At 66.3% G+C, this 6,112-nt stretch carries 6 protein-coding genes; 1 reads left to right on the forward strand and 5 read right to left on the reverse strand.

Annotated features, from left to right (window positions below; translation table 11 throughout):
* Window positions 1–226 precede the first annotated feature (226 nt).
* The 4 genes from BST28_RS00715 to BST28_RS00730 all read right to left on the reverse strand — a co-directional run bounded on the left by BST28_RS00715 (window position 227) and on the right by BST28_RS00730 (window position 3,919).
* Window positions 227–1,807 carry a hypothetical protein gene (locus tag BST28_RS00715; protein WP_133054275.1) on the reverse strand — a complete coding sequence of 527 codons (1,581 nt, stop codon included), beginning with the start codon at window positions 1,805–1,807 and terminating at the stop codon, window positions 227–229.
* A gap of 152 nt (window positions 1,808–1,959) precedes the next feature.
* Window positions 1,960–2,688, reverse strand: coding sequence for a nitroreductase family protein (locus tag BST28_RS00720; RefSeq protein ID WP_065289450.1), 729 nt, complete (start codon window positions 2,686–2,688; stop codon window positions 1,960–1,962).
* Complete coding sequence (locus BST28_RS00725; RefSeq protein WP_019735604.1) at window positions 2,685–3,197, reverse strand: DUF2505 domain-containing protein; 513 nt, start codon at window positions 3,195–3,197, stop codon at window positions 2,685–2,687. Before BST28_RS00725 ends, BST28_RS00720 begins: the two co-directional genes overlap by 4 nt.
* A 26-nt stretch (window positions 3,198–3,223) precedes the next feature.
* On the reverse strand, window positions 3,224–3,919 hold the full coding sequence (locus tag BST28_RS00730; protein WP_083079455.1) for a flavodoxin family protein: 696 nt from the start codon (window positions 3,917–3,919) through the stop codon (window positions 3,224–3,226).
* A 103-nt stretch (window positions 3,920–4,022) separates the two neighbouring features.
* Between BST28_RS00730 and BST28_RS00735 the strand changes: the two genes are divergently transcribed.
* Window positions 4,023–4,853: a class I SAM-dependent methyltransferase gene (locus tag BST28_RS00735; RefSeq protein WP_083079457.1), complete on the forward strand. Its 831-nt coding sequence runs from the start codon at window positions 4,023–4,025 to the stop codon at window positions 4,851–4,853.
* Here BST28_RS00735 and BST28_RS00740 read toward each other — a convergent pair.
* Window positions 4,846–6,108 (reverse strand): phthiocerol/phthiodiolone dimycocerosyl transferase family protein, encoded by a 1,263-nt coding sequence (locus BST28_RS00740; RefSeq protein WP_019735601.1) that lies wholly within the window; start codon window positions 6,106–6,108, stop codon window positions 4,846–4,848. The genes BST28_RS00735 and BST28_RS00740 overlap by 8 nt on opposite strands.
* Window positions 6,109–6,112 lie beyond the last annotated feature (4 nt).

Below are 6,112 nucleotides of genomic sequence, written 5' to 3' on the forward strand. Positions count from 1 at the left end.
CATCTATCACAGTTCCCCCTCTAGTCCCCACGAACCGTGACAGCATAACCGCGTCACGGCTGGGTGTCTAAGCGAGCACGGGATAATTTACACGGGTGTTGCGTTACGGTCCGCTCAGTCCCTCATAATCGTTGTCATCGGCTGGTCTGTGCTGGTCGGGCCGTGGGCGGGGTCTGACCGCGTGACACCGTGGCTGCCATCGCCACGGCGGCTGCTCGGTACCGACCTAGAGCAGCGCGGCCAGATCCCCCAAGCCGACGGCGTCGAGCAGTCCGGCGAACCCGTCCGCGGTTCCCGATCCCGAGCTAGCGATGTCGCCGATATCGGGACCGGCCCCCAGTACCGGGATCAAGTCATCGAAGTCCACCGGCTGGTAGCCGGCCAGGTTCGCCCAGTCCGCGAAGAATCGCTGCACCCCGGACTCCGCCATGAAGTCGATGAGCTGCTGCATCACCGGTGACGGCGGCACCGCGATCGGGGTGTCGATGTTGGCCGGCGGGTGATCCGGCGCCGCGTTGCCGACATCGAACCACTGCTGCAGCGACTGCGACACCGCGTTGTTGACATCGACCTGGTGCGGTGTCGGCCCGTTGGCCGTGCCGTAGAACGCATTCAGTGGGCTGTCTGCAGTGGCCAGCGCGAGCCAGTGCTCCAGGTAAGGGTTGCCGGGCCACATCTTGTCGATTCCGGTCACCAGCGCCAGGGGCGTGGTCGACGGATTCGCCAGGCAGGTGGTCCCGCAGAACGGGTCCCCGGGCGACGACGGGTCGAAAGCGATGATCAGGCCCGCGACGAGGGTCTGCAGTGCCCGGCCGAACTCTTCGAACGTGGGGATATGAAATCCGCTCAAGTAGGTGTTCAGGTCAACCGGCACCTGCAGGCTGTTGAAGAAATTCTGGAACGGATACATCAGGTCCAACGTGAACGTCTCGTTGGACCACGGCATCAGGTGCACCGGAAAGCCGTTGCCGTTGACGACCTCATCGGTGCCGGGAATCACGTGGATTCCCTGCGACTGCGTCGCGGCGTCCTGCGGCAGGTTCGCGATGTCTCCCGGGGTCGCCGGATGGGTGCCCGCGAAACCCAGGACCGAATCGCCGGGCACCGAGCCGTCGGCGTTTCCCGCACTGTCGGTGCCGATCCCCATCGACGGGTTGATCACCGTGGGAAAGGTATAGCCGTCCATCAGATCCGACAGCGGCACTGCGAACCAGTTCTGGAATAGCGGGTAGGGCTGCAGGCCGGTCAGCGTGGCGAAGAACCAGGCGTTGTGGTCGAGGAACGAGGAGCCGGTGATCTCACTCGACGGCAGCAGCGGTGCGCTGTAGTCGGCGTCGCTGGAGGCGCTCGTCGGGATTTCCGCATCAGCGAGCAGGGTGAGCTGTTGCCCCAGCCCCAAGTGGCCGGCCGCCGCGTCCCAGTCGAAGCCGGGGGCGCCGGGTTCCGGGCTACCCTGCCCGGAGATCGCCGTGAACGGAAACGCCAGGTCGATCAGGCCCATGAAATGTCCCGGATCGCCGGGATCCTCGCCCCAGATATTGGTGGCGCTCGGCGACCACCAGTTCCCGCTGTACATCAGCGCGTTGCCCAGGATGGTCAACGCCCCCACCTCGGTGTTGGGAATGTTGACAATGGCCTGGAACAAATTCAGCGGAATGTTGACCAGCGAATCGGCGGCATTGACCAACGTGATCTCCCGCTCGCCGGTGGTGACCCCCGCCGGCGCCGCCACCGGCGTGACCAGCGCGGCAACCACCCCAGCCGCCGCGACAGCGGCAACCTTGGTATCAGATGTGTGCTTCTCCATCTCTGTGACTCCCCGACCAACGTTTCGCACAGGATCGGGCGAATCTACATCAATTGGTACGCGCACAACGATAAAAACAGAACTTCGCGATATCCGATACAGATAGGGCGGCTTTTCCGCCTTAAAAATGGACTAATTGATCCGAAAACGGGTTATTTTTCCAGCCATGCGCGGCTGCCGTAGCTGTCCAGGTGGACCACTTCCCCGACCGGCCGGCGGGTAGTGGGGCCGTAGCGGCCGCGCGGCCAGCCCAGGGGAACGATGCAGCACGGCGTGACCGCGTGCGGCAGGCCCAGGATGCGCCGCGCCGCCCGCTGGCTCCACAGCGGCAGCGTGATCAGCGAGGCACCCAGCCCCATGGCGCGCGCGGCCAGCAGCAGGTTCTGCACGCTGGGGTAGATCGACCCCCAGTAAGCAGACTCGGCGATGTGCGGCATCCGCACCACCGGCAGCCGCCCTTCTCGGGCACCCAGGCGAAGGCAGGCCACCACCAGCACCGGTATCTCCGCGAAGTGGTCGATCTGCCACTCCATGGCCCGCGCGATGCCGGCGATCGCCGGGTCGGTCTTGAGCCTGCGCCGCAATACCAGCCCGCGCTGGACCTTCCACGCCTGCCGGTAGCGCTTGGCAAGTTCCTCCTTGACGCGGCGGTCCCGCACGACGATGAATTCCCAGTTCTGCCCGTCATTGCCGGTGGGGGCCCGCTGGGCCAGCTCGATGCACTTGAGCACCACGGCGTCGTCCACCGGGTCGGAGTAGACCCGCCGCACCGCGCGCTGGGTCATCATGGCCTCGCCCAGCGGCATGTCGAGGCGGGCCAGCGCCTCCGCCGTGCCCGGTACATGGGTGGGTGTGAACCGCGGCGCATCCGGCCCTGTCATTTTCCGTTCCTGTCGCTCAGCCACTCCGCGGTGAACCGCTGGATCTCCGGGATTCCCTGGGCGAACTCCTTCGCCAGGAAGCTTTCGATGGGCCCGCCCACCAGCGGGATCTTGAATTCGATGGTCCCGGTCAGGTCCATCCGCGAACCACTGCCGGCAGGTTGCAGCACGGCGGTGCCGCCGCCGCGGCCCGGCGCCCCGATAACGGCGACATCGATGTCGCCGTTGACCCGGCCGTCCCCGGTGGGAGTCCAGACCTCGGTGGTGACGATATTGAGGTCACCGCGGTAGACCTTGGTCAGGATCCCCGGCAGCGCGCCGTGGCGCAGATCCTCGGTGACCACCACCCGCACCACACCATCCGCGTCGACGGTCAGTGAGTCCAGTGTCTTCTCGCCGCCATCGAACTCGGCGTTACGGGCCAGCCAGTAGTCGCGCGAGCCGAACGCGGCATGCACCTGCTCGACACTCGCGGGCGACTCGAAGACGATGTCGAAGGAACGGGGCATCTGTGCCTTTCTCTCCCTGCTGTCGGCTATCTGCCGAACAAGCGGGCGGCCAGGTCCGCGGCGAACTTGCGGACCCGGTCCAGTTGCTCGGGTTGGACGTTGGTGGGAGGAAGGCGCAGACCCAGGTAGCGCTTCCGGTAGCGCCCGCTGCCCAGATAGCTGGTCAGCGACAGCATCGAGCGCAGCGGGTCGCCGGGATAGGTGAAGTGAATCTCGTCGGTGTAGCGGCCACCGCACTGCTCCCCCAGCCGAGCGACTTCGGCGTAGTTCTCCTGCCAGTACTCGCGGCACACGGTGAACACTACAAACTGTTTGCCGTCCAACAGCTTTCGCGCCTCTTCAGTTTGCAGAAAGGACCGGATCGGCATGGCCGGCGCCTTCCACCAGGTCGGCGAACCGATGCAGATCAGGTCGTAGTCGCCCTCGCGCACGGCATCGGGGGTGCGGATCTCGCCGGTCTCGCCGCGCTGCTGGGCCTTGAGCACGCTGAGCATGTCCGGCCACACTCGCCGCATCGGGAACCGCGAGAACCGCTGTGCGTAGCGCGGATCGGTGAACTCGATCCCGGCTTTGACCACCTCGCAGCCGTGCTCGGCGAACACCTCGCCGGCTGTCTCCAGCACCTTGAGCGCCTGCCCGGTGAAGCTGTAATACAGCAACAGGATCCGCGGCGCCCGCCCGCCGTCCTTGGTCTCATCCGCCATGTGTGCCTCCTGGTTCATGCGGCGGTCCCAGCTTCGACTCTCCTCCGTCGAGCCTCGCTGAAGCGCCGGGTTCGACCGTGCGGTGCATCGAGTGCCCGTCCAGCGTATTAGGCTCGCCGACGTGGCAGACAAGATCCCCGTCGACCTGCACGGTGCCGCCGCGACCATGCTGACGACGCTGTACCTCAAGGCACTCGACGCCGATTTCGACTCCCCGGTCTTGGGCGATCGCTTCGCCAAGGAGGCGGTCGCGCGCATCGATTTCGACTGGGACGCTCTGAAAGCCCCCGGCCGGTGGGCGCCGCTGGTGACGGTGCGCACGGCCCAGTACGACATCTGGGCGCGCCAGTTCCTGGCCGCGCACCCGGGCGCCACCGTCATCCATCTGGGCTGCGGCCTGGACGCCCGCGTCTTCCGGATCAACCCGGGGCCGGAGGTGGCGTGGTACGACGTCGACCAACCGCCGGTGATCGCACTGCGCGAGCAGATCTATCCCGACCGCCCGGGTTATCACCTGATGGCGACCTCGGCGACCGACCCGTCCTGGCTGGACGAGATCCCCGCCGATCGCCCGGTGCTGTTGCTGGCCGAGGGCATCAGCATGTACCTGACCGAATCCGACGGCGTGGCGCTGCTGCAGAGCATTGTCGACCGCTTCCCCGCCGGAGAACTGCAGATCGACTTCTACAACTGGTTCGGGATCAAGACGCAGAAGACCCACCGGCTGCAGCGCCAGTCCGGTGCCACACTGCACTGGGCGGTCAACGCCCCCGGCGACATCCTCGAGAAGGTGACCGGTGTCCGGCTGCTGGCCGCCGCCAACCTCTTCGACGCGGAGACCTTCAGCCGGGTGCCCGCCCCATTCCGGCGATCCAGCCGGGTGGCTCGCGCGGTGCCGCCGCTGCGCGGAATGCTGCAGTACCACCGCTACGCTTTCGGCCCGGTCAGCTGACGCCGGCTGCGGCCGCGTGCTGCGCGGCGATATCGCACAGCAGGGCGCGGATCGTCTCCACCGAGCGCTCCGGCTCGGGCCCGTGCGAGTGGTACTCGATGTTGAGCTGGCCGGCGAAGATCTGGGTGAAGTAGATGTCGATGCCGGCACTCACCGCGAAATACAGCTCACCGTGAGTGGTGGTCACCTCCACCCCCGGTGGGGTCCGCACCGGCGGCACCAGGCCGTTGTTGCTGAGCACCACGACGTCCGGCATGCCGGGCGGGTTGCCGACGTACTGCGGGCTGAAGTGCAACCGGGACTGCTGGATGACGCCTTCGTCGAGGTCCTTCTGGAAGTTCTCGGCGATGTCGCGGGCCATGTCGACCAGGTCGGTCTTCGCGTCGATCTCGGCGAGATAGGTGGCCAGCCCGATCGGGTTGGTGCAGCCGGTGGCCGAAACCGGCGGTGACAGAAAGTATCTCAGGTCGACGGTGTAGACGTAGGGCACCGGGATGCTCAGTTTGCCGCGCAGCTGCCATTCGGCCATCAGCACCGCCGCCGAGAGCACCGCGTGCAGGCTCAGGTCGTGGGCCCGGCCGAAGGCGACCACGTCGTTGGTCTGGCTTTCGGTCAGCCGGCACGAGGCCATCGGCACCCGTACCGGCGAGGACGGTGTCTGGTCGGTGACGGCCCGGCGGGTGGGCGGAAGGTCGTAGGCGAACAGCGCCGGCATGAAGCGCTCGATCCCGGACCGCTTCTGCTTCTCGATCCCCCGGTCGGCCAGCACCGCTTCGATCGACTGCGGTGCCGGCTCGACATTGATCGCGCCGATTCTTCCGGTCGTGACCAGATCGGTGTAGAAGGAGAGCATCTCCTCGATCAGTGCGTACATGTGATGACCGTCGGCGACGGCGTGATGCACATACAGGGTCGGCTGCGCCTGCCCGTCCCGAATGATCACCCGCATCGCCACCAGCGATTCTGTCTGGTCGAAATGCGGTGCGGGAGGCTCAGCGTCGGGGCGAGCGAGTTCGATGACCTCGATGCCGTCGGGCATCAGATCGTCGGTGACGAACTGATGCCGGCCGTCGGGCAAGCGCTCCAGTCGCCCGGTGAGGATCGGGTGCGCCTCCAGCAGCGCCTCGTAGGCCTCCGAGAGCAGGTCGATGTCGACCGGACCGGTGACGTGCGCCGCCAGACCCACGAAATTGTGGGTCTCGGCGAGCATCTCCTCACTGATCGCAAGCTTCCGAATGACCGACGTGGCAAACACTTTC

This window comes from Mycolicibacter kumamotonensis (assembly GCF_002086285.1).
Classification (GTDB): Bacteria; Actinomycetota; Actinomycetes; order Mycobacteriales; family Mycobacteriaceae; genus Mycobacterium; species Mycobacterium kumamotonense.